The organism is Sphingobacterium sp. WOUb80 (genome assembly GCF_050058145.1).
GTDB lineage: Bacteria > Bacteroidota > Bacteroidia > Sphingobacteriales > Sphingobacteriaceae > Sphingobacterium.
In genome coordinates this window covers 3,451,546-3,475,382 of sequence record NZ_CP165617.1, presented here as the reverse complement: position 1 = coordinate 3,475,382, position 23,837 = coordinate 3,451,546, and the positions used below count along the sequence as shown (strand labels likewise).

Annotated in this window: 16 protein-coding genes; 8 read left to right on the top strand and 8 right to left on the bottom strand. The window is 39.4% G+C overall.

Translation table 11 applies throughout. The features are described 5' to 3' along the window. Nucleotides 1-137 precede the first annotated feature (137 nt). Nucleotides 138-1,484 (top strand): acid phosphatase, encoded by a 1,347-nt coding sequence (acpA, locus tag AB1Z56_RS14540; RefSeq protein WP_426789468.1) that lies wholly within the window; start codon nt 138-140, stop codon nt 1,482-1,484. Nucleotides 1,485-1,518: 34 nt separating this feature from the next. Then, nucleotides 1,519-3,351, top strand: coding sequence for a cytochrome-c peroxidase (locus AB1Z56_RS14535; RefSeq protein WP_426789467.1), 1,833 nt, complete (start codon nt 1,519-1,521; stop codon nt 3,349-3,351). Nucleotides 3,352-3,381: 30 nt separating this feature from the next. On the opposite strand, the gene AB1Z56_RS14530 is transcribed toward AB1Z56_RS14535, so the two are convergent. From AB1Z56_RS14530 to AB1Z56_RS14520, 3 genes are all read right to left on the bottom strand, one after another. Continuing rightward, a complete protein-coding gene (locus tag AB1Z56_RS14530; protein ID WP_309362560.1) occupies nt 3,382-3,987 on the bottom strand; it encodes a hypothetical protein in 606 nt (201 codons plus the stop codon). Between the two features lie 130 nt (nt 3,988-4,117). After that, nucleotides 4,118-4,630 carry a GNAT family N-acetyltransferase gene (locus tag AB1Z56_RS14525; protein ID WP_309362561.1) on the bottom strand — a complete coding sequence of 171 codons (513 nt, stop codon included), beginning with the start codon at nt 4,628-4,630 and terminating at the stop codon, nt 4,118-4,120. A 286-nt stretch (nt 4,631-4,916) separates the two neighbouring features. Then, a complete protein-coding gene (locus AB1Z56_RS14520; RefSeq protein ID WP_309362562.1) occupies nt 4,917-5,276 on the bottom strand; it encodes a response regulator in 360 nt (119 codons plus the stop codon). 267 nt (nt 5,277-5,543) lie between these two features. Between AB1Z56_RS14520 and AB1Z56_RS14515 the strand changes: the two genes are divergently transcribed. After that, nucleotides 5,544-6,278: an NIPSNAP family protein gene (locus AB1Z56_RS14515; RefSeq protein WP_426789466.1), complete on the top strand. Its 735-nt coding sequence runs from the start codon at nt 5,544-5,546 to the stop codon at nt 6,276-6,278. 14 nt (nt 6,279-6,292) lie between these two features. On the opposite strand, the gene AB1Z56_RS14510 is transcribed toward AB1Z56_RS14515, so the two are convergent. The 5 genes from AB1Z56_RS14510 to AB1Z56_RS14490 form a co-directional block, all read right to left on the bottom strand. Next, entirely contained in the window at nt 6,293-6,694 is a 402-nt protein-coding gene (locus AB1Z56_RS14510) for a hypothetical protein (RefSeq protein ID WP_293897321.1), read from the bottom strand. 185 nt (nt 6,695-6,879) lie between these two features. After that, nucleotides 6,880-7,674 (bottom strand): helix-turn-helix domain-containing protein, encoded by a 795-nt coding sequence (locus AB1Z56_RS14505; RefSeq protein ID WP_309362564.1) that lies wholly within the window; start codon nt 7,672-7,674, stop codon nt 6,880-6,882. 80 nt (nt 7,675-7,754) lie between these two features. Next, nucleotides 7,755-8,312 (bottom strand): hypothetical protein, encoded by a 558-nt coding sequence (locus AB1Z56_RS14500; RefSeq protein ID WP_309362565.1) that lies wholly within the window; start codon nt 8,310-8,312, stop codon nt 7,755-7,757. A gap of 167 nt (nt 8,313-8,479) precedes the next feature. Beyond that, a complete protein-coding gene (locus AB1Z56_RS14495; RefSeq protein ID WP_426789465.1) occupies nt 8,480-10,018 on the bottom strand; it encodes an ArnT family glycosyltransferase in 1,539 nt (512 codons plus the stop codon). A gap of 89 nt (nt 10,019-10,107) precedes the next feature. Further along, on the bottom strand, nt 10,108-14,172 hold the full coding sequence (locus tag AB1Z56_RS14490; RefSeq protein ID WP_426789464.1) for a response regulator: 4,065 nt from the start codon (nt 14,170-14,172) through the stop codon (nt 10,108-10,110). 383 nt (nt 14,173-14,555) lie between these two features. On the opposite strand from AB1Z56_RS14490, the gene AB1Z56_RS14485 reads away from it, so the two are divergent. The 5 genes from AB1Z56_RS14485 (at nt 14,556) to AB1Z56_RS14465 (ending at nt 23,834) form a co-directional block, all read left to right on the top strand. Next, nucleotides 14,556-15,671, top strand: coding sequence for a glycoside hydrolase family 88/105 protein (locus tag AB1Z56_RS14485; RefSeq protein WP_426789463.1), 1,116 nt, complete (start codon nt 14,556-14,558; stop codon nt 15,669-15,671). Nucleotides 15,672-15,679: 8 nt separating this feature from the next. Next, on the top strand, nt 15,680-16,927 hold the full coding sequence (locus AB1Z56_RS14480) for a DUF2264 domain-containing protein (RefSeq protein WP_426789462.1): 1,248 nt from the start codon (nt 15,680-15,682) through the stop codon (nt 16,925-16,927). A gap of 42 nt (nt 16,928-16,969) precedes the next feature. Next, nucleotides 16,970-18,316, top strand: a complete 1,347-nt coding sequence (locus tag AB1Z56_RS14475) for a BNR repeat-containing protein (protein WP_426789461.1) — start codon at nt 16,970-16,972, stop codon at nt 18,314-18,316. 4 nt (nt 18,317-18,320) lie between these two features. After that, on the top strand, nt 18,321-20,330 hold the full coding sequence (locus tag AB1Z56_RS14470) for a DUF2264 domain-containing protein (protein ID WP_426789460.1): 2,010 nt from the start codon (nt 18,321-18,323) through the stop codon (nt 20,328-20,330). 495 nt (nt 20,331-20,825) lie between these two features. Next, entirely contained in the window at nt 20,826-23,834 is a 3,009-nt protein-coding gene (locus tag AB1Z56_RS14465; protein WP_426789459.1) for a SusC/RagA family TonB-linked outer membrane protein, read from the top strand. Nucleotides 23,835-23,837 lie beyond the last annotated feature (3 nt).

Below are 23,837 nucleotides of genomic sequence, written 5' to 3'. Positions count from 1 at the left end.
TTTAGTGGCAAGAGGAAGGAGGCCTGTAAAGAACCTGATACGTTGGTCGCAAATCCCTTTGATTATAGGTTATGAAAACGATAATAATTGTAAGTTTGTTCTTGAAATTACAGTCTAACCTACTAAAAGAAGACAGGATGCGGTTACAACACTTATTTTATTTGTCTCTTGGAGTTTTGAGTATCAGCAGTTGCGGAGTTACCAAAAACGCCCGACACCAAGAGATTCCCTTTGATGAAGGTATCAAAAAGATTAACCATGTGGTTGTTATTTATATGGAAAACCATAGTTTTGACAATCTTTATGGCGAATTCAAGGGAGCTAATGGCATAGCGAATGTCAAGAAGGGGGATTTTTTACAGGTAGACGAGAATGGTAAAGCCTATCAATACCTGCCCGAAATTCCACGTAATAATTCCTTTCCAACCAATCTACCCAATCAATTTTTTAATATAGATCAATATGTACCTTCGGATAAGGCGACGCCCGATGTTACACACCGTTTTTATCATAATCAATTGCAGATCAATGGTGGAAAAATGGATAAATTTGCACTCTATAATGATTCCAAGGGACTGGCGATGGGGTACTATAACACAGCGAAATTGCCACTATATCCATTTGCCAAAGATTATACATTATGTGATAATTTCTTTCAAAGTGTATTTGGGGGATCTTATTTAAATCACATTTATATGATTTCAGCAGCGATTCCTGTCTGGCCTAATGCGCCTAGCTCAATGGTTGCCACACTCGATGCAAAAGGTCAGATGATTAAGGACGGTGTGGTTACGCCAGACGGTTATGCGATCAATCATGTACTTTCTCGCAACAAACCTTATCCCGCGAAATCTGATACTTCCAAATTATTACCTTCTCAGACTATGCCGACCATTGGCGATCGCCTGACAGAGAAAAATGTAAGTTGGGCTTGGTATTCAGAAGGTTGGGATGACGCTGTTGCCGAACGTAAAAACAACTTTGCCTACAATCATGAGCCCTTTTTATATTTTGCCAATTATGAAGAGGGTAAGGAAGGGCGAAAACACATGAAGGATCAAAACGATTTTATCAAGGCCGCAAAAGAAGGAACTCTTCCTAGTGTCTCTTTTGTTAAACCAGGTGGGGGCAATGATGAGCATCCTGGAAGTTCGGCGGTCTATTCATCGGAACAACTTGCCGTTAATTTGATCAATGCTGTATTGGAGGGACCAAACGCAAAAGATGCGTTGGTGATTTTAACATACGATGAATTTGGCGGTTTTTTTGACCACGTTAACCCACCCGTCGTTGATCGATGGGGACCTGGGAGCCGTATCCCGGCAATTGTCATTGGACCATTTGCTAAGCGTGGTGTAGTGGATCATACGCCGTATGAAACAGTGAGCATTCTTTCATTTATAGAAAAACGCTGGGGAATAGAGCCTCTTGCTGAAAGAGATAGAAAAGCAAATCCCTTTAGAAATGCGCTCGTTTTCAAATAGACGTTTTTTATATCGAGAGATAGGAAATTGAACTATGTGTAAAAAGGTTGTCGTGTTTTTCTTATTGGTTGCAATAGTATTTGCCCTTGGATTTACTACAGGGCAGCCTGTTTATACAAAACAAAAAGAGGGCAATGCCCGTGAGCATCTGATTCAGAAAGAAGTACTGGGTCAGATGCTTTCTTTTAGAACATATATCAAGGATACGCTGAATTCCGAAGTACAGAAAGGTATAGTGGATACGCTACGGCTCAGAAGAGCCTTTTTGAAGACAAGGCTACTTTTTAAAAAGTTTGAATGGGCGTCCGAATATTTTACTGCAGATCTATCCAGGAGGTTAAATGGACCTCCGGTGGAGGAAGTTGAAAATGCGGATTTGTTGGATCCCTCTTTGGCCAGGGGGGTGGAGCCTATTGGATTGCAGGTGATTGAAGAGCTTATCTATCCCACTTACGATAATCTTAATAGGCAAAAGCTAATTCGTGAAATCGAACATTTGATAACGAATACGGATTATTTGATTTCCTATTTTGAAGATCATCAATTGGAGGATTGGCGCATTTTGGATGCAACAAAATTGGAGGTGTTTCGGATTATTTCCTTAGGAATTACTGGATTTGATAATGCGCTTTCTCGAAATAGTATGATCGAGTCTTCCATTGCATTAGGCAGTTTACAGCAAATTCTTTTGCAATATAAAGGTAGAAAAGAAACGCTAGCTTTGATGCTTACAGGGGCGATCAAATATTTGCAACAACACGCGGAATTTGAATCATTCGATAGGGCGCAATTCATTACCCAATTTGCCAACAACATCAGTACGGAAATAGCAGAGTTGGAACGTAATCTTCCAGGCCCTAAAATCAGATACAATCGAATGCTTCGGCAAGACGTCAATACGATGTTTGATCTAAATGCATTTAATGTAGATGCCTTTAGCCCGGGACCGAAATTTCACTTCAGTAATGAAAAAGCCGTATTGGGCGAGAAATTGTTTTATGATGTTGCTTTGTCAGGGACACATACGAGAAGTTGTGCTTCATGCCATCATCCTGACCTCGCATTTACAGATGGGTTGAACTTGCAGGTGGACATTCATGGTTCGGGACGTTTGCTCAAACGTAATACGCCTACTTTGCTCAATGCGGCCTTACAGTCCAACTACTTTTATGATATGCGTTCGTTGACGCTGGAAGATCAGATACACGATGTCATTGGTAATAAGCAGGAAATGGACGGCTCGGTAACTGACATCATTCAATACGTTTCTTCGGATAAAATCTATCGATCATTATTTAATAAAGCATTCAATACAGCGGATGGCCCGATCTCGGCTGAGCAGGTAAGCAATGCACTTGCTTCTTATATCCGTAGTCTAACTAAAATCAATAGTCGATTTGATGTATATATGCGCGGAGACCGAACTGCTTTATCTGCTTCGGAGGTGGATGGCTTTAATTTATTTATGGGTAAAGGAAAGTGTGCAACCTGTCATTTTCTTCCTTTATTCAATGGTGTTACGCCGCCCAAATTTATGCAGAGTGAGGTGGAGGTTTTGGGCGTGCCTAGTTCTCAAAAAAGTGCTGTTCTTGATGCTGATTTAGGGTATTACACTATTATTGGTGTTGATTCATATAAATATGCTTTTAAAATTCCTTCTGTCCGAAATGTGAAAAAGACGGCACCTTATATGCATAATGGAATTTATCAGACCTTGGATGAAGTCATGGAGTTTTACAATAATGGCGGCGGGGCAGGATTGGGGATCAAATTACCCAATCAGACACTGTCAGATGAAAATCTGCATCTGACCGAAAAGGAAAAGAAAGATATTATTGCATTTATGGAAAGTCTCGAAAGCCAATGAAGTAGCTTGTGAGATAGCCCTTTTAGCATTCTATTGATTTCTTCGGGTTGGCTGAGGAGTCTTATTGAGCCTAAATGAAGGGGCATCAAATTGATTGAGTTCTTGCAGTAGCGGTAAGGGATTGATTTTTATCGTAGTTTTTCTTTCTTGGATATTCTCTTCGGATCCAAGTGCTTTTACCTGTTCGGTTTTTATTCCGGTCAATAAGTTGAATTGGGTTTCTGTCGTTGTATTTTTGCCATCCCAGGTTCCTTTTTCTAGGTAGATCAATTCGAAATTTCCATTTCTGCAACGAAATTTATAATTGGCATGCCCATCTGTTATATCGGCTAAAATATGAAGCTGACCATTTTCAATAGCGAAGTTGGGCAGCGGAAAATGGGGCTCGATCATCGTTGTGGAGGAGAGGGCCAATCGTAGCTTTCCATTGGGTTTGGACAGAAATACCTGCGTTTTAATTGGTGTTGCTGTATTTGATGTGTCCATGGTAAGAACAATTTTATCCGGATAACCATCATGATTTATATCGCCTTCTAGCTCCTGAATTTTTGCTGTAAAACTATCTTTTATTGATTTTTGTTGGCCATATAAGGCTAAGTTGCTTAAAAAGAATATGCTCAAGATTAGTTTTTTCATCCGGTATAAACGTAGCATTAAATAAATCATAAATCGATTCAATATACGCATTCAAGATGGGAAAGCTATTATTTTACCATAGCTTGCTTTCTCGGGATAGATTAACAATCAAGTTAGTACACCCTACTGACTATAGGGAAAGACTATAGTACATGGAGTAACCAGTTGTTCCGTCGAGCCATTGCACAAGTTCTTTATGACTATAATGAAAACCGGCTTTCTGAATAGCGGCTTTTGAAATCATATTTATTTCACGATGGCTTATAGTCAGTTTTCTCAATTGATTCCCGGTGGCCCACATCATTCTTATTTTATACAAAAGACTCGATAGACCTAATTTTCTATACTGTGGCTGTATGAAAGACTGACCAAAGTAGGCTTCTTCTTTATTGAGCAACAGCATGCTCGTCATCCCAATCATTTTTTCATTTTCGAAAAGGCCAAAAACAATGCGTGGGTATCTTATGCGTTCTGCCCAATCTATATCAGATAGTTCTATTTCAGGAGGAGTGCTGCGTCGAAAAAGTGTTGGTTCGGTTTGAATTGACTCGATACGCATTACCTTATAAAGTGCCGATTCGTTCTCTGCCAGCTGACGTATATGGAATGAACCTGCTTGAAATGTTAAAACGGGGACTGACATGGAGTACTGATGCTGGCTTAATGATTAATTCTCTTAATTATATTGCGAAATTATATATTATTATCTGGATTTTAAATACGTATTGGATATATGTTCAATCCTCGATTCCTCGTAATTGTGCCGCGAGAATTTGGACTATATATATATGCAATACAATAAACCACGATAGCATTAAAACAATGCTTAATCATATTCGCTACAATTGGACCAAATGGACCAGTAGGGAGGCAGAACAAGAATTGTACTAGTAGCCTTTTCGTAGCAGTACAGAAGTATAAGAATAGAACTACAGCAGTTCAGCTATTCTATTTTCTAAATCTTCTAGATCAAAGGGCTTGGAAAGATAGCTGTCTGCTCCGGCTTGCTGGGCCAGTGTTTCGATATCGGTATTAGCGGATAGATAGATGACAGGGATATTGCGATATAGGGGATGATTTTTGAGCAGCCGCGTGGCTTCTACACCGCCTATTTTGGGTATCCAATTGTCCATCAAAATTAAATCAGGACGTACCTCTTCTACTTTTTCGATAATATCATGAGAAGTCTCAGAGACGGCCATATGATAGCCATTTGTTTCGAGGATTATTGTACATATTTCAAGGACATGTTTATCATCGTCCAACATAAGTATTGTTTTATTTGACATGTTGCAGCTTTAAAAAAGGTGGAGCTAAATTAAATAAAAAGCTAGCGAGAGAATATGGTTAAAATACCGATTCTAATAAGTATAAATCCGTATTTTAGCTGTAGAAAACTGAAAAAGCGAGGAGATTTGGTGGGCTGGTCTAATTTTGAAGTTGCAAAATTAGTATTATCTTTATTTTCTAATTAATATCCAATTTTGTCCTGATTCATAATGAAAAAATACAATTTTATTCCCAACTGGCATTGCATATTGCTTCTATCATTAATCATGGCAGGAAATTGCCTGTTCGCTTTTGGGAAATCGAAGCAAGCGTATTTTCAATTGAAAGTATATCATTATGAGAGCGATGAGCAGGAGAAAGTCATCGATCAGTATCTTGAGCTGGCTTACCTACCTGCATTGCATAAATTGGGATTTAAAGATGTCGGGGTATTTAAACCCTTGGAAAATGCAGCTGGCCAAGATAGATTGGTTTATGTGTTCATCAGTGCTTCTGATCTCAATTTACTGGTTAATTTGGATCAGCGGCTGGCCAACGATCAAAAATACCTAGAGGCTGGTAAGGCTTATATGAAGGCAAGTTATAGTAAGCCTCCTTTCAAGAGATTGGAGACAATATGGATGAAAGCATTTGAAGGAATGCCCAAATCAGTGCTTCCTAAATTATCCGCTGAAAAAAGTAAACGCATTTATGAATTACGAAGTTATGAGGCCGCAACGGAGCAACTGTCCGCAAATAAGATAGCGATGTTTAACAGTGGAGAGATTGATATTTTCGAAAAACTGAATTTTAATGCTGTTTTTTATGGACAGGTGATTGCCGGTAGCACAATGCCTAACTTGATGTATCTAACGACCTTCGAAAGTATGGAAGATCGGAATATACATTGGAAAGATTTTGGACCTTTATACAAACCAATGCAAGACTTACCGCAATATCAAAATAATGTATCAAAGAATGTTACGCTGTTATTGCACCCTACAGCATATTCTGATATTTAATGGTCTAGTTGGGTTTATCTTCTTCTAACAAACAAATTAAATTTTTTGCACCAGTCAAAGAAGCTAGCTAGGGTTTTTCTGTCCAATTTTTCAAAATTGTAAATCTTATGGGGATAGGGAAGAGCATTGGTATAAATACCAGTATCTGCTAATATTAGCATTGGATTGGTATTGTCAATTTTGTCGAAATATTTGCTTAGGATCGTATAATGAGTGTTAAATAGTGATTCGACAGTTTCACTGTTAGAGACAAACGATATGGTATAATCGTAGTCATCATGTTGCATTTTTTCACAGTCGCATATCATATTTTTACCTAAAGCAACTTCATTTCCACTGTCCCAAAGAAAATTTGCGACTTCAAAAAATAAATCGTTTTTGATATGCCCAACGGGCTCAGCGATAAAATATCTCATTCGTGTTCTCTTTTACTTGTGGTTTTCTGATCTAATGGATTACACGATCCTGTCTGTCGGATTTCGGTAATTAATTAAAGATGGTGTTCAACAGGTCACTAACAGTAAGCAGGACCAATATTTCTAACACAAAGAAATATGAATTTGCTGTAGTTTAAAAGAGATAAAAAGTGGTAAGTATTGGATTATTCAAGGTTTTTGTTTCGAAAGGTAAGAGCTGTCATACCGGTTACCTTTGAAAATAAACGTGAAAAATAAGGATAATCATCGTATCCCAGTTCCACTGCAATTTCTTTTACAGATTTAGTTGAATGATAGAGCAGACGTTTTGCTTCTAATACAACACGTTGCTGAATATGATACGTAACGGGCTTTCCGGTTGTTTTTTTGAGACATTCATTGAGATAAGCGGTTGATATTTTCATTTTCTCTGCATATAGCTTTGGCTGTTTAACATCAATAAAATCTTTATCTAAAAGAGATGTGAACTGTTTGCTGATAAGTTCAAATCTAGACTGTGCATCATTTTTAGTTGATTGTATTAAATACTGGGAGATAATAAGTGCCGCAATGGTATTGCAACTATCTTTCATTAATGCCGCATATAGTTTTTCGTGTCTTCTTTCATTGATTTTCAAACAGGTGTCTACTGTTTGGGATAGGACCGCCAATGTATCCTGATCAATTTCGATGGGAGCAATCGTGGCAATGTCCTTCAGTGCATTTATGTAGTCTGAGTTTAGATTTTCTACACTGATCATTAAGACACTAAAGGCACTGTAATCCATAACTATTCCCCGATGCACTTGATAAGGCTGTATGACCATTACTGAGGAGGAACCCAATTGATACCGCTGAAAATCTATCTCAAATATTCCATTTCCCTCTTCGAGAATGAAAAACAAATAGAAATCGTCACGATGCGCTTGACTTATCTTGGCTAATTCTAAATTTCTAACAGCGTTCCTTTTTATAGCCATTCCAAGATTAAACTCATTGGGAAATGAATTTAAAGGGATCGTGTTATTTTTTTTAAGAGCTGATGAATGCACCCTCAAATTTAAACATTTGTCAAGATACTAATAATGTTTTTTCTATACTCGGGGTCTTTTTCTCGAAGTTCGAGAATATTGTGTTTTAAATCTATATTGACATACCATTCCGCGTAATGATGTTTTTCATTTCCGTCGTCAAAGAAAACTTTAGCTTTAATATATTCTTCATCAAAATATTCGGGTTGTCCACTGACGATAAATGCGGTTGATCCAATAGTATCGTGCATTTTAGAGGATGTACCTTCAATTTTAAAGAGACTATTTAAGGCTTTAGTAAAATTGTCACTTAGCTTTCCAATCGAATAGAAATTAATTCCTTCGCGATAAAACCTTTGTTTGTCGACTTCCGTATCGACAATACCCAATTTCATGTCGGGACGAAAGGCGATTGCCAATCCGACCGTCTCTCTCCCCCAAAGCCCTTTAGCTTGGACAATGTGATGCTCGTCATCATCTTTCCAATATTTTGTGATTGTCAGTTGTAAATCTACAAAATCATCGTCCTCACTAACGTCAATCTGTCTCAAATTGCTTTGTCCATTCAAGAAATTCAAAAAGCGCATAATCATCCTGTTAATTTGGTGTTTAGTTCCGTAGCATAGTGATGAGACTAGAAGATATACAACGAGTATCATTTGCGGCGGAAGCTTTTGGCTATTAAACTAAATATACTATTTTTTTATTGAAAAAATAGCCTGCACTGGGCTTAATTGCTTGAAAAATGAATTATTTACAAAGGAAGTTTCTTCGCTTTTTTTGCTGATTCAACCTCTTTGGAGATACGTTCGTTGATATTGATTTTTGCATCAATAAAGGTAAAGATGACTGTACCATGTTCTCTTGCATAACTATTTGTGATGGAGTCGGCCAGCATTGATTTGCTGAAGAAGGGACTTGTTGTTTTAAGTTCTCTTTCTCGTTCCCAGCGGTCTTTAATTCGAATCACATTGCTGTATGCTTTATTCAAATCAAACCAATTGATGTAGTCTGCGTTGAATGAAACAGCCTTTATTCCGCGTTTGGAATAATAGTTGATCGCACCGGCCTGACCATAATTGTCGCAAAGTACAAGGGTATTTTCCGATTTGGGTATTTGGTCATACACACTATCGACTTTTTGGGCAAGTTCTTTCCATCCCAGCATATCTGCAAAATCCTGTGGAAGTGGATGCTCTTTGCCATCTTCCCATGTTAACATTCCATATTTCCTATATTTATCAGGATGGTTCACAAAATAGGCGGGATTTCTATTGGGGAATGCAATATTGTAGATCGGAAGAAATAGGATAGCCGTTAAAGCGATCAAAATAGGTTTTAAAATTTGACCGGTTTTATTTTCCAAAAGTGATGAAATATAGACTGCGCCAAAAGCAAAATATATTGGGTAGAGACCTATTGCATAGTAGTCTTTTGCTCTCAGTAGTAGGAAAATTCCGAGGGTGATAAAGAAAGAATAGAAGAATAGGCGGAATGTTTTAAATACAGGGTATTTCAGGAGTGCATAGAGACCTAAAATGACTACAGGAAAGGTCCCGAAGAAAAATAGAAACTGAGATCTCATAAAGCTCCACCTGTTGACATGTACAAGCTGCGTATCTTGAAGTTCTTTGAAATGAACAAATACAGGGAAGTTATTGCGGTACTGCCATATTAAATTTGGAAGGATAATCAGTATAGCGATGAGTATCCCATAATATAACTTTTTTTCGGCAAAGATTTTTCGTTCTCGAACCAAGACGACTGCCGGGATCAGGCCTAAGATCAGAAATGCGATGTTATATTTATTCAAAAATCCAAATGCAAATACAACGGCTATGTAGAATAGCCACTTAGATTGTCTACTAATTAAATATTCGATAATGAGATAATATATGGAAGTCCAGCAGAGGACATCAAAGGAATTGGGCTGATATAGACCATTCAAACGAAATAAGACAGAAAACATGATGCAACAGCATCCGAAGACTCGGGCAAAAAGATTACCTTTTAGAGCCTCTATTGTTTTCCAGACAACAAGAATCGTGAGGGCTCCAAAAAGTGCTGGAAAAAACTTGATCCAAAAAACAGAATTACCCAATAATTTGATCAGATAGGAGATCCAAGATGTTAGTGGCGGAACAGAAAGGAATCCCCAGGCAAGATGGTTCGCTTGATCTAAATGTAAAAATTCATCACGTTGCAATTCATAGGTCGGACTGATCAACTGGTATTGAATGATGAATTTAAAAAGGATTAAACTGATGAGAATAATTCGGTTTCTAAGTGCCATCTTGATCTTTGTTTAGGGAAGTCATCTACCAATTTACGATAAAAATACAATGAAAACCGGGTTATTTTTGTTTTATTTCCTATTCACAACTATAAGGGAATAAAGGTGTTTGCCTCTTTATTTTTTTGAAACTCACTTGGAGTTACACCAAACGCTGCTTTAAAGCAGGTCGCGAAATAACGTGGATCTGAAAAACCAGTCTCAAAAGCCACTTCACTCACTGAGATGGACCGATCTTTTTCCATAATTTGACAAGCATGTTTTAGGCGTATGTTTTTAATAAATTCGCTGGGAGATACATTCAATAAAACTTTTGTCTTTCGATATAATGTTGACTTGGACAAGCCTAGTATATCTCCAAGTTTGACTACATCAAATTGATCGTCCGAAAGATGTTGCTGGATAACCTGAATCATCTTGTGCACAAACTTTTCATCCAATGGCGTGTGATCAAGTGTTGCTATATTAATCTGTGTATTATTTTGGAAAACGAGTTGACGGCAGCGTTTATTGATGATGAAGCTTTGGATTTTGGCTTCTAGGACTTTAATCTCAAAGGGCTTGCTAATATAACCATCGGCACCTGCTTGATAGCATTCAATACGATCTTCAATGCTATTTTTGGCCGTTAAGAGCAAAATGGGAATATGGTTGAGCTCTGCGTTTGATTTTATGGTTCTACAAAAATTGAGACCATCGAGTTCGGGCATCATAATATCACTTACAATAATATCAATTTCTGTGTTTTCGAGTACTTCCAATCCCTGAAGACCATTATTTGCGATATGGACCTGATAATTGTGGGCTAAAATTCTAGCCATGGTTGCACGAAGCTCTTCATTATCTTCCACTAAAAGTAGGTTAAGTCTGGGCTGTAATATATTTTTTGATAGAGGCTGATCGACGGCATTAGACTCAATAATGGTCGCTTTAATTTCTTCGGTAAAAGGTTGTTCCATCACGTCTATTCCTTTCTTACAGTAGTATTGTTTATCTACTGGAATGGTGATCTGAAACATACTTCCGATACTTCTTTGACTCTCCACATGGATTACACCATAATGAGCCTCTATCAGTTGTTTCGTTACCGAAAGTCCAATACCATTACTTTCAAGATGTTTTGTAGAATTATTGGTGTAGAAGGCGGTAAAAATTTTATCGACGTCTTCGGGGTATATTCCTACGCCATTATCACGAACATAAATGAAGAGTCTATTGGAATCTATTCCTTCTTCTACATGATAAGAAAGCGTAACCTTTCCACTTTGCTCGGTATATTTAAATGCATTTGATAGGAGATTGAAAAGAATTTTGTCGATTTTGTCGATGTCATAGAAAAGGATTTCGGGACAGTCTCCATGTTGAATTTCAAAATCGATGTTTTTCTTTTTGGCAATTGGACCAAAATGCATGGCTCCCAATTGAGTAACAAAAGAGGGGAAATTGGATGCACTTATTTGTAGCTTCATGCCGTTGTTTTCCATTCTTCTGAAATCTAAGATTTGTTGGAGCAACCGTTTTAGACGGCTTAGATTAAGGCGCATTTTATCAAATTGTTCCAAATTATTTTTCGTAGTCATCTGAACATCATCAACTAAACAGGATATAATAGTTAGCGGCGTGAGCAAATCGTGTGAAATATTGGTAAAATAACTGAGTTTGGACTGTGTTAGTTCCTTAGTCTTTTCTTTTTCAATTTGGGCAATTTTTAGATCACCGCTCAATTTTAAACGCTTAAAAGAATAATTTATAAAAAAGAAGACAATCCCCCCGAAAACACATGCGTATAAAAAGTAAGCTAAATTGCTTTCGTAGAATGAAGGTTTCTTTATGATTTCAATTTGAGTAAAAGTTGTACTCCACTTATTGTACAAGTCCGTCGATTTGACTAAAAATCTATAGCTCCCTTTGCTTAAATTGTTATATGTTGCAAAGATGCGATCTCGAGGGGCGTAGATCCATTCTTTGTCAACACCTTCTAATTTATAAGCATAACGAATTTTTCCTTCCTGCGTAAAAGGCAGGGTGGAGAAGGATATTTCAATGTTTTGATCTTGGGGATTCAGCGTCAATTTAGGGGGGACATCACTGAATATTCCCGGTTTTGATTCTAGGATAATGGACTTATTATTAATTTTTATGTCCGAAATAAGAACTTTTTCTTTGAAATTAGGTAAAATGCTATGGTCATTGAGCTGAACTATACCGTTGTAACCACCAAAATAAATTGTATTGGAGGTTTTATCCACGGCAAAGGCCCGCTTTGAAAACATGTTGACCTGAAGGCTGTCGGAAGCAGAAAATTCACTGATGTTCTTGTTAGAGTTGCTAATCTTGTATAAATTACGCGTAGTAGATAACCAAGTATAACGATCAAGACAGATAACATCTAGAAGCTGGTTTTTCTCAAATAATGTATTATTTGCGATTTCTGATACTTTTTGGTTAGCGACCTGATAGTTCAACAGTCTATTATCTTTCGTACCAATCCATAAATTGCCATTATGATCAATATCCATTGTTTCAATCTGGTCGCTTTTTAAGCCCGAAGTCTCTTTACCAATATGAGCGAGTATGGACTGGAAATTATGGTTATCGATACAATAGATTCCATTTTCTTTGGTTGCAATCCAAATATGGTTTTGATTGCCCTGTGCAATAGCTACTGGTTGATCCTTTATTTGGGGAATAATTGTGATGTTTTCCGATTCCGACCTTTTCAGGAGCAGACCCTGTGTTGTTGCGATCCAAAGCCGATTTTCTTTATCTGTAAAGAAAAAAGAGGGTATCCCCCGATGGTCGACATGTTGGGTTAAATCTATCTTCCGTAAGAATTTGATATTATTGTTTGTCTTTTGAAAGACATTAATTGACGGTTCATACGCTGAACCTACCCAAAGTTCTTGTCTAAAATCTGTGGCGCAAGTAACCGCACGTATAGAAATCAAGTCCCTAAAATTGGAATTACTATATGTATTTAACTGATTTGTTTTTGTGGAGAGACTACCAAATCCAAACCTTTCGAGATTAAACCATAAGATGCCATTAGGATCTCGATAAAGCATATTTAGGTTTGGAGCGATACTGTACAATGTTTTGATTTTTTTGAAACTATAGTTTTTAACAATTGGTTTATCAAAAGTAAACATCGATACTCCTTTCCCTCCGACGGCTAGCCATAAGGTGCCGTTTTTATCTTGATAAATATCGTTGAAGATATTCGTCGTATTATTGAAGTGGTTAGAAAGGTCGATTTCTTGCAATTGACCATTTTTGTACTGAAGTGTTGATATGCCTGAGAAAGAGAGAATCCAAATATAATGACGGCTCTGATCCTGAATGATATTGTAAAAAAGATCTTCTTTACCTACATGACGGCGTTTGTTTTTGATTTCAATTTCCGTATATGGATTGTTTGACTCTTTTGGATTGAACAAATATATTCCATCACCCCAAGTACATATCCACAATTGTCCGTGATCATCTTCCATGAGTTTGAAGGGACTGTTGCGCTGGCCCAGTCTAGGGTAGGCGTGAAGTGTTTTGTTCTCCGGACTGAGTTTGAATAAGCCAGATCCCCAGACACCGATCCAAATCTGCGCTTGGCTATCTTGAAATATTGTATTAATCGTTTTGCCTCGCATGGTACTGTTCAGGATATATGAACTTTGGGCTTCTGTCAGAGGTTGTAAATCACTGTTATAAATAAAAATACCATTATCTGTGCCGATCCAAAGTCGTTTTGAATGGTCAACCATCAATGCATTGACACGGACGGTTGCTACACGTGGATCGTTTAGGGGGAATACTTTATAGTTACGCTTATCTAATACGTAGACACCTTTCTCACCGCCCAAAATCAGTTTATTTTCTAGTTCTATAAGCGTCCGGATCGCTTGCTGGGAGGTCACTTTTCCGGTAGCATCCTTTAGTTTAAAATTCAGGATATTATAGGCATCATAGCGGCTTAATCCCTGTGTGGATGCAAACCAGATGTAGCCTTCTTGATCCTGAATAGTCTGATTGATCGTTAGAGAGGGAAGCTCATAATTTTTTGTCACAGGGTTGAGTCCCATTTGTTGGCTAAAGACAAAAGTTACTAGGGATAGAGATAGATATAAAAATGTAATAATCTGCTTTATACTTGCATTCATCTTAATAATTTTTAATTCCACCTGTCCAATCCAGTTTAGGTAAATTTCTTATCCCAGTAACAGGTTCTGTGCTCCATCTCTTAGGAGGTAACCCTGCTGCGGTGTAATTGTGCTTCAATAATATCCGTATCGTATCGCGAAAAGAAAGAGACCAACTGAATATTTTTAGGTTTATATTGATTAAAGATACAAATGTTTTTTTAAATAAGTGTATATTGTACGCTTATTTGAAATAGAGCTCTTAAACACGATAGATGGGCCTTCTAGACCTAAATTGATCCCATTTTGGGTCATGATTAGTCTTTATTCAAACATCTTCCATATTGATTTGAAGTAGTTTTGTTTATCCCGGTTTGGGAATCAAAAATTATAAATCTTAAGACATGCGTATCAATTTTATTTTATGCCTATTGTTTATCGGACATTTCTCTTTTGGACAGAAACTAAAAAAAGAAGTTGTCCTTTCTCAACTTAAAAGTGCAAACCGGTATTGGCAATCGAATCACAAGCCCGAGGTTTGGGCATTTTGGGATCAGGCGGCCTACCATACTGGAAATATGGAATTCTATAAGATTTCCAGGTCGAAAAGTGATCTGAAATATTCTGAAGATTGGGCAAAGTTCAATGGTTGGAAAGGCGCTAAATCAACCGACAAGCAACATTGGAAATATAGCTATGGTGAAACGGATGATTATGTTCTTTTTGGAGATTGGCAGATTTGTTTCCAGACCTATATTGATCTTTATAATCTATCGCCAAGTCCAGAAAAGATAGCCCGGGCCAAAGAAGTTATGGACTATCAGATCCATTCACCTCATACTGATTATTGGTGGTGGGCTGATGGTCTTTACATGGTCATGCCTGTCATGACCAAAATGTACAAATTGACCCAAGATCCACTTTATCTGGATAAGATGTATACCTATTTGTGCTACGCGGATAGTATGATGTTCGATAAGACGGATAAGTTATACTATCGTGATGCAAAATATGTTTATCCGAAACACAAAAGCCTTCATGGCAAAAAGGATTTTTGGGCGCGAGGTGACGGCTGGGTGTTCGCAGCCTTGGCGAAAGTTCTTCAAGATCTACCCAAGCAGGATAAACATTACGATTATTATCATCAAAGATTCAAAGAAATGGCGGTTGCGATCATAAGCTGCCAGCAGGACGAAGGGTTCTGGACACGGAGCATGTTGGATCCGGATCATGCACCCGGGAGGGAAACTAGCGGGACCGCATTCTTTACTTATGGTTTACTTTGGGGAATCAACGAAAATATACTCATTGATCCGAAGTTTTCCCAGGCAGCGCTTAAAGGCTGGCATTACTTGAGTGAAGTTTCGCTACAAGATGACGGAAGAATCGGATATGTACAACCTATCGGTGAGAAAGCTATCCCCGGACAGGTAGTTGATGCCAATTCTACCGCTCCATTTGGTGTAGGCGCATTCTTATTGGCGGGTACAGAAATGTATCGTTATCTGGATAAAAAATAAAATAGACTATGAAAATTAAGATGCGAATTATACCTTTTTTCCTGTTGCTGTTGGCGGTTCAATTTGTCCGTGGGCAAATTGTAAAGCAGAAATCTACTGGTAATAAGGAGACCGGAAGGACTTTTTGGCTTCAAGAAATGGACCGTATGTTGCGTCCGGTTTTGCGGAGTTTGGCGCATGATAGCCTGCGATTAAACATGCCTCAGATGACATCAAATCGTGTGGATAACAGGGAGCATCGTATAAAGGTGCAATATGTTGAGGTATTGGGACGAGCATTGTCAGGTATAGCCCCTTGGCTTTCACTGAATGGTGGTTCTGTGGCTGAAAGAAAGCTACGTGATCAATATAGAACTTGGACAATTCAAGCACTTAAAAATGCGTTGGATAGTAATGCAAGGGATTTTATGCGTTTTGATCTCGGGGGGCAACAGCTTGTGGATGCCTCCTTTATTGCTTTAGGCTTTATGCGAAGTCCGTGGCTGTGGGATCACCTTGATCAGCAAACCAGAAAGAATTTGATTGCATCGATAAAGATTACGCGGCAATTTCGTCCCGCATATTCAAATTGGTTGCTTTTCTCGGCGATGAACGAAGTGTTCTTAGCCAAATATTCGGAGGATTGGGATGCAATGCGCGTCGACTACGCCTTGCAACAACTGGAGCAATGGTATGTTGGTGATGGTATGTATATGGATGGTCCACAGTATGCTTTCGATTATTATAATAGTTATGTTATTCATCCTTTTTTGGCGGGTATCATGGATTTGATCCAATTGAAAACCCAGAACTATGATAACATGTTTGCGAAAATCAAACTTCGAAACGAACGCTATGCTATTATTCAAGAGCGGCTGATCAATGCCGACGGTAGTTTTCCTCCGACAGGAAGATCTGTAATTTATCGGGCTGCGGCCTTCCATCATTTGGCAGACATGGCATTTAAGAAGCGGCTTCCAAGAGAACTGACAAACGGGCAGGTGCGTGGTGCCCTGTCTGCTGTATTAAAAAAAACAACAGAGAATCCAAGTACTTATCAAAATGGCTGGTTGACATTGGGCATGTACGGCAGTCAACCTGGTCTCGCCGACTCTTATAATAATCAGGGAAGTCCTTACCTCTGTTCGGTGATTTTTTTGCCTTTGGGGCTACCGGATGATGATCCTTTCTGGACAAGTGAAGTTACTGACTGGAGTGCCAAACGTATCTGGTCAGGACAGGATTGGAACTCAGACCATAGTAAGGGCATTCACTAATACAGCATCGATGAAACGAGGTGGGCTCAATTAAAAAAATGAATGAAAAGATATCTTAGTCAAATTTTAAGAATAGGGATGCTCTATTGTACATCCCTATTATTTCTCTGTCAGGTGCAGGGACAAAAAATTAAGGAAACAATAGCTGGGAGCGGATGGGCAAAGAATACGGTTAATACGGCTGTATTTCGCAAGAATTCCTTAACAAGCGACCGTAAATATCAGTATATAGCTTATTATGACGACGAGGGATATGTCGTCTTAGGTCGACGTCTGCTATCGGGGAAGGCTTGGCAGCTACGCCGTACCGCTTATACCGGCAATGCCAAAGATGCGCACAATGTTATCAGCATCATGGTGGATAAGGCTGGATATCTTCACGTATGCTGGGATCAGCATAACAGTCGATTGAGGTATGCACGTTCTCTTCATCCAAACAGCCTCGTTCTTGGTTACGAGCAGTTTATGGTAGGTCGAGATGAGACACTAGTGACTTACCCCGAATTTTTAAAACTCCCCAATGGCCAGCTGTTATTTCTATATCGAGACGGGGGATCGGGCAACGGCAATCTCGTGGTGAATAGCTATGATATGAAACAGCAGCAATGGAAACGTATTCATAGCAACTTGATTGATGGTGAAGGAAAGAGAAATGCGTATTGGCAAAGTTATGTCGATCATCAGGGAACGATACATCTATCCTGGGTCTGGCGTGAAAACCCGGATGTGGCAAGCAATCATGATATGGCTTATGCCTGCTCAAAAGATGGCGGATTAACCTGGGAGAACAGCAATGGAACGAGATATAATCTGCCGATAAATGCCTCTACCGTAGAATATGCGGCTCGTATCCCACAGCAGCACGAACTGATTAATCAGACATCGATTGCTGCTGACGACAAGGGAAATCCTTTTATAGCAAGCTATTGGCGTGATCCAGGATCTCAGATTCCGCAGTATAAAGTTATTTATTTGCAGGATGGGGAATGGAAAGTCCGATCTTTTGATTTTAGAAAGACTCCATTTAGCTTAAGTGGTGGTGGAACAAAAGAGATTCCTATCGCTAGACCGCAGATATTGGTCCGGGGCAAAGACAATAGAACTGCCTTAACGCTGATCTTTCGGGACCAGGAACGGGGATATCGGCCATCGATTCTGACCTTGCGGGGGATGCAGCAAGAGGCAACTGACCTTGTTGATCTTTGTGATGAATCTGTGGGATCTTGGGAACCTACTTACGATACTGAGCTTTGGCAAAAAAAACGCAAGATAGCACTATTCGTACAGGCTACGGTGCAAAAAGATGGCGAAGGATTAACCGAAACAGCTCCGACAGCCGTTAAAGTACTGGAGTGGCGCGATAAAACTAGAAAAAAATGGAGAAATTAAAAATATGAAAATAAGACAGCGAATGCCTCGAATTTTGATGCTAGTTTGGCTTTTTGTTATGATCGGAACGGTTGTACGGGCGCAGAAAAAAGCGGTTTTTGAGTTGAAAAATCCAGATTTTAAAAGAAGCCCTTATACTGGTCTGACACGCCAGCATTGGTTGGATGCGGCATCCTATTTGTTAGAGGGCGCTTTTTCGAAAGTTCAGGATCTTAATAGTCCCATGTTATTTGCCAAGCAGCCTGGACGGAGCTATCCCAGAGATGGGGTGCACAACGAAACGGAACGATTAGAGGGGCTGTGCCGCACGCTTTTCATAGCTGTCCCCCTTTTAAAGGAAAATGCTGACTATAAGATTCGAGATATTCGTGTGGCGGATTATTATCGGCATCAACTGGAATGTCTATTGAATGAGAGTTCTGAAAGTTATATTGCCCCACTTCCCACAGATGGAGGACCAAGTCAAAAGCTGGTGGAATTTGGTGGTTTAGCTGTCGCACTGATGGCCGCTCCGGAAGTGCTGTGGGATCCTTTGCCGGAACATACCAAAAATGCACTCGCACAGACCATGCTAAGTTATGGCAATGGACCAACAATAGAGATGAATTGGCGCTTTTTCAATATTATGATTCTAAGTTTTTTTAAAAGTAGAGGCTATGCTGTTCGAGAAGATTATCTCAGGGATCTGTTAGAAAAATGCTTAAAGGACTATCATGGCGATGGTTGGTATAATGACAGTCCATATTATGATTACTACAGTATGTGGGCTTTTCAGCTCTATGGGACACTATGGGCAAATTACTATGGCGCGACAATGTATCCTGAACTTGCCATTCAATTTAAAGCAAATCTACATGACGTTGTTAAAAGCTATCCTTATTTATTCAGCCGCAATGGCGAAATGATTATGTGGGGGCGTAGTATTTCTTATCGTATGGGGGCCGCTGTACCCTTTCCGTTATTGGGGTTATTGGGTGATCCGTCCATTAATTATGGTTGGATGCGAAGAATTGCATCCGGCACGCTGTTACAGTTTTTAGAAAACCCCGATTTTCTTTCAGATGGTGTTCCAAATCTTGGTTTTTATGGTGCTTTTGATCCTGCAGTACAGGAGTATAGCTGCCGGGGAAGCGCATACTGGTTAGGAAAGTTTTTTCTAGGTCTTTTAGTTCCTAAAAGTAGTAGGTTTTGGACGGCACCGGAAAATTTAGGTGCGTGGGATAATCAAATTCCTGAAGCGAAGACATTAAATACCTATGTTAAAGGTGCTGAAATCCTCATAACTGATTATGATAAGATCGGCGCCTCTGAAATTCGCTCTTGGAACTCAAGCGAGAAAGTAGGCTATTACCAAGGAACAGAAAATTATAATAAGCTATCCTATAGCAGTGCATTTCCTTGGCAGGCCGATGGAAAGAACGGAGAAATTTCGATGAATTACACCTTTCAAAACGGTTTGAAGAAATGGGAATCACTTCGTATTTATCAATTTAAAGGTTATGAGCAGGGAATATATCGTCGTTTGGCAACCTTAGCCTCGGACACGACGGTGCATTTGGCCTTATCGGAGATGACATTGGCAAATGGATTTTTGAGATGTGATCAAGTCCTTTCCGACAAACCGTTGGTCTTTCGTTTAGGACACTACGCCCTTCCAAAATGGAAAGATAAGCCCATTCATACGCATAAACTTCAGTATAAAGGACAGGAGGCGATGATTTTAGACAATGGTGAGTACCAATTGGCTATGGTGCGGCTAATGGGCTGGCAGGGAATAGAAAGCGTAAGTTGTTATGGGCTTCATCCTGTAGCCGAGGAGAGTGCTGTGTTGAACTGTTTTGTCAGAGAGGGGAGACCGCGAGAACAATGGTATGTCACTTTGCAGCTGTGGAAAAAGTCAGGGGAAAAATGGGCAAATGAAGAGCTGTTTCCACAATTGAAAGCGACGGATAAGAAAGTGGAGATCCGGTGGCAAAATGGAGAAAGACAAGTGTTTGATACCTTGATAAAATAAGTACTGCTTTAATGTCAGGGAGGGGCTGTCCAGAATTGGACTGCCCCTTTGTTATTTAATTTTAAAGGTACTCTGCTGCGGTTTTATTTCAATTAGCTGTGGCTCACAAGGCTTGAATCTTCTTTTTCGAGTCTTTACTGAACGTTCAATTGTGAGCAATAGTACAGCGTCAATAGAATCTCAAAAAGGTTCGATAACGGCTTTTTTCGGTGTTTTGAAGCAAATTTCAACTCAATTGAACTAAAATTAAACACACTGATTTCACTTCAGAGCTACTTTTGTCCTAAGTCTAACGGTACTGTCTGACGAAATTATTTGCTTGTTTACACGGAAAATGTGCGCGCTATTCTCCAGTAAAACAAGAACACCAATTATAAACAACAAGCTATGAATCCAAATTGAGAAGAATATCCAATGGACATTCTGGCATTGCTAGGTTGATTCCAGAAATATTTAGAAAATAATATTCTAACCAAATCAATTATTAAATAAACTATGTTAAATCATTACTATAACAGATACACAAAAAGAGGACTCTTATTGAATAGCCTTTTTTTGATAGCTATGTCCAGTTATGGGCAAAGCACAAATGTGAAGGGGATAATTAAAGACACTTCAGGAAAGGGGATTGCAGGGGTTACAATCCGTGTCAAAGGTGGGACAGAAACGGTACAGACAAATGCTCAAGGGAATTTTGTGATTCAAGCATCCGCTGGAAGTACTTTAATCATCACATCGGTTGGATTTCAGGAAAAGCAGATTACGGTTGGGCAGCAGGCCAATTTAGACATTGCACTTTTGCCTTCAGAAAATGTTTTGGAAGAGCTTGTTGTGGTGGGCTATGGTAGCCAGAAAAGATCGGATATAACAGGATCAGTAGCCTCAGTTCCCAAAGACCGTCTTTCAAAAATTCCTGTGAACAATGTGATGCAGGCGATTCAGGGGGCTGTGTCCAATGTGACTGTCTCTCAGGCCTCATCCATTCCCGGGGATGCACCTTCGGTGCAGGTAAGAGGAAGAAACTCAATCAGTGCGACAACGGAGCCTTATGTTGTGGTGGACGGAATTCCCTTGACAAAAACAGATGGTTCCATCAATGATATTAATCCTAATGACATTGAATCGGTAGAAGTACTTAAAGATCCTTCAGCAGTGGCTATCTATGGTGTAAATGGCTCTAATGGTGTCATATTGATTACAACAAAGAGAGGAACAACAGGTAAGCCTTCGATTCGTTACAGTGGTTATGGCGGGGTGGAGAATGTCGCGCACATCCTCGAACCGGTTTCTGGCGAAGAGCTGTTAAAACGTTATGCGGAATATGCGCGTATCACGAACACTAGTTTATATAACGGCGGTCCGGTACGTAATCAATACGAATATGACAATTATACAAATGGAGTGACGACAGATTGGTTGGATGCGGTGATGCAGACAGGTGTTGTGCAAAACCACAACGTAAGTTTGTCGGGCGGAAGTGAAAATGCCAAGTATTTTGTGTCAGGCGATTATTTAAATGAAAAAGGAGTCTTGCTGGGGTACAATTACAAACGTTACTCCTTTCGGACAAATACCGATTTTAAGGCCACCAAATATCTATCTGTAGGTACATCTTCATTTATCGTTGCACACAATAGAGATGGCGGTCGGGCGAATCTTTTGCAGGCTGCGGCAATGAGTCCTTATGCTAGAATGTATAACGAAGATGGTTCGTTGACACAATACCCCATGTATTCGGAGCAATTATGGTCCAATCCATTGTTGCCAACGACCTTGGATCCACAACGCCGACAATTTAATATTTCATTGAATGGCTATGCCGATTTAAATTTTGGCGAATTATACAAACCATTAGCTGGATTAAAGTATAAATTGAATGCAGGTTATTCTTATGTACCGCTCAGGAACAATGAATATGAAGGCGAATCGGTCTATAATTTTGCCGGTCTTGGACGCATTACCAATAGTGAAACACAGACGTATACCGTAGAAAATATATTGACTTATGTCAAAGACTTTGGTAAGCACCATATTGACTTTACGGGGCTATATGCCGCTAAAAGCAAATATTGGCAACAGTCGATTGCGACAGGCGAGGTATTTCCCAATGATGCACTTGGTTGGGGTAATTTAGGGGCGGCGTCGACACAAAAGGTTTCTTCGACGGCAGATTTATATCGAACAATCTCACAAATGGGTCGCTTAAATTATGCTTATGATAGTCGCTATATGTTGACCTTGACCGTTCGCCGGGATGGCGCTTCTGTTTTTGGAAGAAACAATAAATATGGTGCTTTTCCATCCGCAGCTGCGGCATGGAATATTCACAATGAATCCTTTATGCAAAACGCCAAACATATTGTCAGTAACTTAAAATGGCGTATTTCTTATGGCCTTTCTGGAAATGAGGCTATTCCTGTTTATCGCACTCAATTTTTAATGGACTCAAACCCAATGGCAATGAATGGCTTGTCGAATACAGCCTTAACTATTCGAACCTTGATGGGCAATTATGATCTGCAGTGGGAGAAAACAAAAGGATTAAATACCGGTGTCGACTTTGGACTATTTAATAATCGGATCTCCGGTAGTATTGATGTCTATAAGTCCAGTACATATGATCTACTGCTACTACAAGCTTTACCCAAATTAACTGGTTTTGCTACTATGTACTCGAATATTGGTAAAATTGAAAATAAAGGTATCGACCTGACTTTGAATACCAAAAATATCGTAAAGGATCATTTTAATTGGTCAAGTACATTGGTTTTCTCTCGTAATAAAAATAAGATTACTGAAGTATATGGCAACGGTAAAGACGATCTAGGCAATAGGTGGTTTATAGGGCAGCCGCTAGGTGTTATCTATGATTATACGAAAGTTGGGATTTGGCAGGAGGATGAGATTGCATCTGGTGCGAATAAAGGTTGGGATGATGCTGCGCAAGCGGGAGATCTTAAATTGGCCGATCTCAATGCTGATGGAAAAATTGATGATGGTGATCGATCTGTTCTGGGACAGACTGCACCGAAGTGGACCGCAGGTTTGACCAACACGTTTACTTACAAGGCATTTACACTCAATGTTTTTATCAATACAGTGCAAGGGGCATTAAGTAACAATCCACAAATCGGCGGTGCGTCGGATGAGATGGGCCGTCGCAGTACACCTGCTGCACTCGGGTATTGGACGCCAGAAAACAAAAGCAACGAATGGCGTTCTCTGGGTAATCACTCTAATATTCATGGTTATGGTTTCCCCTCAAATGCGAGTTTTACCCGTTTGAAAGATGTGACCTTAAGTTATACAATGCCACAACAGCTTGTCGAAAAAATTGGTGTACAGGGGCTGACAGTATATGCTAGTGGCCGCAATTTGTATACCTGGACCAACTGGTTGGGCTGGGATCCGGAGGCGCGCGATATTACACGTGGATCTGGAAATGATAATATCAATTACCCAATGGTCAGGACTTATGTTTTAGGGATTAACCTTAGTTTTTAACGA

What these genes read in the sequence shown, in the direction of transcription:
- AB1Z56_RS14535 (WP_426789467.1), top strand. Translation starts at nt 1,519, where the DNA reads ATGTGTAAAAAGGTTGTCGTGTTTTTCTTATTGGTTGCAATAGTATTT.
- AB1Z56_RS14495 (WP_426789465.1), bottom strand. Translation starts at nt 10,018, where the DNA reads ATGGCACTTAGAAACCGAATTATTCTCATCAGTTTAATCCTTTTTAAA.
- AB1Z56_RS14465 (WP_426789459.1), top strand. Translation starts at nt 20,826, where the DNA reads ATGTTAAATCATTACTATAACAGATACACAAAAAGAGGACTCTTATTG.
- AB1Z56_RS14490 (WP_426789464.1), bottom strand. Translation starts at nt 14,172, where the DNA reads ATGAATGCAAGTATAAAGCAGATTATTACATTTTTATATCTATCTCTA.
- AB1Z56_RS14510 (WP_293897321.1), bottom strand. Translation starts at nt 6,694, where the DNA reads ATGAGATATTTTATCGCTGAGCCCGTTGGGCATATCAAAAACGATTTA.
- AB1Z56_RS14480 (WP_426789462.1), top strand. Translation starts at nt 15,680, where the DNA reads ATGAAAATTAAGATGCGAATTATACCTTTTTTCCTGTTGCTGTTGGCG.
- AB1Z56_RS14505 (WP_309362564.1), bottom strand. Translation starts at nt 7,674, where the DNA reads ATGGCTATAAAAAGGAACGCTGTTAGAAATTTAGAATTAGCCAAGATA.
- AB1Z56_RS14500 (WP_309362565.1), bottom strand. Translation starts at nt 8,312, where the DNA reads ATGCGCTTTTTGAATTTCTTGAATGGACAAAGCAATTTGAGACAGATT.
- AB1Z56_RS14530 (WP_309362560.1), bottom strand. Translation starts at nt 3,987, where the DNA reads ATGAAAAAACTAATCTTGAGCATATTCTTTTTAAGCAACTTAGCCTTA.
- AB1Z56_RS14470 (WP_426789460.1), top strand. Translation starts at nt 18,321, where the DNA reads ATGAAAATAAGACAGCGAATGCCTCGAATTTTGATGCTAGTTTGGCTT.
- acpA (WP_426789468.1), top strand. Translation starts at nt 138, where the DNA reads ATGCGGTTACAACACTTATTTTATTTGTCTCTTGGAGTTTTGAGTATC.
- AB1Z56_RS14520 (WP_309362562.1), bottom strand. Translation starts at nt 5,276, where the DNA reads ATGTCAAATAAAACAATACTTATGTTGGACGATGATAAACATGTCCTT.
- AB1Z56_RS14515 (WP_426789466.1), top strand. Translation starts at nt 5,544, where the DNA reads ATGGCAGGAAATTGCCTGTTCGCTTTTGGGAAATCGAAGCAAGCGTAT.
- AB1Z56_RS14525 (WP_309362561.1), bottom strand. Translation starts at nt 4,630, where the DNA reads ATGTCAGTCCCCGTTTTAACATTTCAAGCAGGTTCATTCCATATACGT.
- AB1Z56_RS14485 (WP_426789463.1), top strand. Translation starts at nt 14,556, where the DNA reads ATGCGTATCAATTTTATTTTATGCCTATTGTTTATCGGACATTTCTCT.
- AB1Z56_RS14475 (WP_426789461.1), top strand. Translation starts at nt 16,970, where the DNA reads ATGAAAAGATATCTTAGTCAAATTTTAAGAATAGGGATGCTCTATTGT.